This window comes from Streptomyces sp. NRRL S-495, assembly GCF_000966955.1.
In the GTDB taxonomy this organism is placed as follows: Bacteria; Actinomycetota; Actinomycetes; order Streptomycetales; family Streptomycetaceae; genus Kitasatospora; species Kitasatospora purpeofusca.
Genome location: NZ_JZWY01000434.1, coordinates 1 through 3,978 on the forward strand (window position 1 = coordinate 1; position 3,978 = coordinate 3,978).

3 protein-coding genes and 1 pseudogene are annotated in these 3,978 nt (G+C 74.8%); 1 reads left to right on the top strand and 3 read right to left on the bottom strand.

Annotated elements, in window-relative coordinates:
* The coding region (locus VR45_RS22770; RefSeq protein WP_234326084.1) for an AAA family ATPase at nucleotides 1-1,211 on the top strand (1,211 nt) is incomplete at its 5' end.
* Nucleotides 1,212-1,311: 100 nt separating this feature from the next.
* Here the strand turns inward: VR45_RS22770 and VR45_RS22775 are convergent.
* The 3 genes and pseudogenes from VR45_RS22775 to VR45_RS22785 form a co-directional block, all read right to left on the bottom strand.
* Nucleotides 1,312-2,321, bottom strand: a pseudogene (locus tag VR45_RS22775) (NAD-dependent epimerase/dehydratase family protein).
* A gap of 181 nt (nucleotides 2,322-2,502) precedes the next feature.
* The gene (locus tag VR45_RS22780) at nucleotides 2,503-3,549 is read right to left on the bottom strand and encodes a hemolysin family protein (RefSeq protein ID WP_045941669.1); all 1,047 of its coding nucleotides are present in this window, start codon (nucleotides 3,547-3,549) and stop codon (nucleotides 2,503-2,505) included.
* Nucleotides 3,546-3,978, bottom strand: a 433-nt coding sequence (locus VR45_RS22785; RefSeq protein WP_286163406.1) for a transporter associated domain-containing protein, incomplete at its 5' end; no start/stop codon positions are given. The genes VR45_RS22780 and VR45_RS22785, both read right to left, overlap by 4 nt.

Sequence of the window (3,978 nt, forward strand, 5' to 3'; positions counted from 1 at the left end):
ATGCGGAACTGTCCGGATCCGAGCTGTCGGGATCCGGTGCGGCTGGCGGGCCGGGGGTCGCGGACCCCTTCGGGAGCCCGGGCCCGGGCGGCCCGGTCGAGGCCGACGACGAGGCGGAGGACGACTACCCGGCCGTGCCGACCTCGGCCGGGCCGGGTTCCGGCAGCGGCAGCGGTACCGGGAACAGGCCCGGCGGCGGAGCGGGCGCACCGCCCCCGCTGGTCGGCAACGGACGCTCCGGCTCGACCGCCCCGCAGCCCGCCGCCGCCTCCCCGGCCGCCCCCGCGGCGGCGCGTGGCGAGACCGCCCTGGCCCAGGTGGCGAGCACCAGTGCGATGTCCGAACCCGGGGACCACCGGGCCGAGTTGGACGCCGCGCTGGCCGAGCTCTCCCGGATGGTCGGCCTGGAGCCGGTCAAGCGGCAGGTGCGGGCGCTCTCGGCGCAGCTGCGGATGGCCCGGCTGCGCGCCGAGCAGGGCCTGCCGGTCCAGCCGCCCAAGCGCCACTTCGTCTTCTCCGGCCCGTCCGGCACCGGCAAGACCACCGTCGCCCGGATCCTCGGCCGGGTCTTCCACGCCCTCGGCCTGCTCTCCGGGGACCACCTGGTGGAGGCCCAACGGGCCGACCTGGTCGGGGAGTTCCTCGGTCAGACGGCGGTGAAGGCGAACGAGCTGATCGACTCCGCGCTGGACGGCGTGCTCTTCATCGACGAGGCCTACAGCCTCTCCAACTCCGGTTACAGCAAGGGCGACGCGTACGGCGACGAGGCGCTGCAGGTCCTGCTCAAGCGGGCCGAGGACAACCGGGACCGGCTGGTGGTGATCCTGGCCGGCTACCCCGAGGGCATGAACCGGCTGCTGGCCACCAACCCCGGGCTCAACTCCCGCTTCACCACCCGGGTCGACTTCCCCAGCTACCGCCCCGGCGAGCTGACCGCGATCGGCGCGGCGCTCGCCGGGCAGGACGGCGACGGCTGGGACGAGGACGCGGCCGAGGAGTTGGCCTCGATCTGCACCCATGTGGTCCGCGAGGGCTGGATCGACGAGCTCGGCAACGGCCGCTTCATCCGCACCCTGTACGAGAAGTCCTGCGCCTACCGGGACCTGCGGCTCACCCTGCTGCGCGAGCCGCCCGGCCGGGAGGACCTCGCCACGCTGCGACTGCCGGACCTGGTGCAGGCGTACGGCGAGATGATCGACGGCCGGGGCTGAGACCGGGTCCGCCCGGACCCGGCCCCGCCCGGCCCCGCCCCTCCTCGGGGACGGGCGCGGGCGCAGGCGTGGGCACAGGTGCGGACGCGGGCGCGAGCCGTCAGCCGGCCAGCACCGCGGCCTCCAGCTCCGGGTCCAGACCGACGGTCGGCCGGTCCGGTCGATGCGGGGCGACGCCGCCGATCGACTGCAGCCACGCCCAGCTGTCGGCGACTGCAGCCACGCCCAGGTGTCGGCGACCGTCTCCGCCACCGGACGGCAGTGCAGCCCGGCGGCCAGTGCCTTGCTCACGTCCGCGCCGTGCACGGTGTCGTACAGCTCGCCCGGCGGGACCCAGAACGGCAGCTGGACCCAGGGGGCGATGCCGGCCTCGGTGATCACCTCCGGTGCCGTCCAGCGCAGCTCGGGCTCGGCACCGGTGGCCTTCGCGCAGGCCTCCAGCAGCTCGCCCATGGTGCTGTGTCCGCGCGGGCCGACCAGGTCGTAAGGCCCGCCGAGGCCGGCCGCGACCGCGTCCAGGGTCCAGGTCGCGAGGTCGCGGACGTCGATGAACTGCACCCCGAGGTCACGCGGACCGGGAGCGAGCACGGGGCCGCCGCGGGCGATCCGGTCGAGCCACCAGGGCAGCCGGCCGATGTTCTCGTACGGCCCGACGATCAGCCCGGCCCGGATCAGCAGCGCCCGGTCGCCGAAGGCGTCCAGTGCCGCCAGCTCGCCGCCGCGCTTGGACTCCGGGTAGGGCCTCTCGCCGTCGTCCTGCGAGCCCTCGACCAGCGGCGCGCTCTCGTCCGCACCGGCCGCCGTCGGGTACGTGTACACCGACCGGCTGGAGACGTACGCGTACCGGCCGACCCGGCCGGCCAGCAGGCGGGCGCTGTCGCGCACCACCGACGGGGCGGCGGACCAGGTGTCCACCACCGCGTCCCACTCCCCCTCGGCCAGGGCCGCGAGCCCGCCCTCGGCCGTCCGGTCCCCGTGCAGCACCCGGGCCCCCTCCGGCGCGGCGTGCGTCCCCCGGTGGAAGACCGTCACCTCCCAGCCCCGCTCCAGTGCCGCCTCCGCGACGGCCCGCCCCACGAATTCCGTCCCACCCAACAGAAGAAGTCTCATGCCGACCACCCTGCCCGGGGATCGTCCGCAGGGGAACCGTCGCACGCTCAGAGCGGAATCGCCGAGAGCGAAGCGGCCCCGGGAACCCCGGGCGGAACCGGGGTTCCCGGGGCCTCCCGGGGTGCGCGTGGGCCGCAGGGGCGACCCGAGCGGCCAATGCGGTCTACGCCGCCAACTCGGCCTACGCGGCCGAGCGGTGGTCCGGGTCGTGCACCTCGCCGACCAGCTCCTCCAGCACGTCCTCCAGCATCACCACGCCGAGCGTCCGCCCGTCCTGGTCGAGGACGGCCGCGAGGTGGCAGGTGGCCCGGCGCATCGCGCCGAGCGCGTCGTCCAGCGGCAGGGTGCCGCGGAGCACGGTGATCGGCCGCCACAGCCGGGCCGGGACGGGCACCGACGGGTCGTCGACCTCCAGGATGTCCTTGAGGTGCAGGTACCCCAGGTAGCCGTGGCCGGCCGGGTCGCCGTCGGTGACCGGGAAGCGCGAGAAGCCGGTGCGCAGCGCCAGCTCCTCGACCTGGGCGGCGGTCACCTTGGTGTCCACGGTGACCAGCTGCTCGGGGGTGAGCAGCACCTCGGTCAGCGGGCGGCGGCCCAGTTCGAGGGCGTCCTCCAGCCGCTCCTGGCGGTCCTTCGCCAGCAGTCCGGCGTCACCGGAGTCGGCGAGCAGGTAGATCAGCTGCTCGGTGGTGAAGACCGACTCGACCTCGTCCTTGCCCTCGACCTTGAACAGCCTCAGCACACCGTTGGCGAAGGCGTTGAGGAAGGCGATCACCGGGGCCAGCCAGCGGGCCAGCCGGTCCAGCGGCGGGCCGAGCCAGAGCGCGGCCTTCTCCGGGCCGGCCAGCGCCATGTTCTTGGGCACCATCTCGCCCATGACCATGTGCAGGTAGACCACGACGGCCAGCGCGATCCCGTAGGAGAGCGGGTGCATCAGGCCGGCCGGGACGCCGAGCGCGTGGAACGGCGCCTCCAGCAGGTGGGCGATGGTCGGCTCGGCGAGCGCGCCCAGGCCCAGCGAGCAGACGGTGATGCCGAGTTGGGCGGCGGCGAGCATCGCGGAGACGTTGGACAGCGCGTGCAGCACGGTGCGGGCGCGCTTGTTGCCGGCCTCGGCGAGCGGTTCGATCTGGCTGCGCCGGACCGAGACCACGGCGAACTCGGCGCCGACGAAGAAGGCGTTGCCGAGCAGCAGCACGAGGGCGACGGCGAGTTGGAACGCGGTCATCGGGTCCGGCCCTCGTCCTCGGAAGTGTGCGGGCGGTCGTGCCCGGAGGTGCGTTCCACCCGGACCCGGCTGGTCCGGTGGCGGTCCACGGCCTCGACGGTGAACCGCCAGCCGGGCAGTTCGGCCCGGTCGCCGGGGGCGGGCAGCCGGCCGAGCAGGTCGGTGACCAGACCGGCCAGCGTCTCGTAGGGGCCCTCCGGGGCGTGCAGGCCGATGACCTCCAGCTGGTCGAGCCGGGCCCGGCCGTCGGCCGCCCAGACGGGCTGCCCGTCGACCGGCGGCAGCGGCAGCAGTTCGGGGCCGTCGGCCGGGTCGTGCTCGTCCTGCACCTCGCCGACGATCTCCTCGACGATGTCCTCGACGGTGACCACGCCGGCGGTGCCGCCGTACTCGTCGACCACGATGGCCATCGGCTGGAGGCGGCGCAGC

Bases quoted from the DNA above. Each gene is read 5' to 3' on its own strand.
- VR45_RS22780 (WP_045941669.1), bottom strand. From the start codon at position 3,549: ATGACCGCGTTCCAACTCGCCGTCGCCCTCGTGCTGCTGCTCGGCAAC.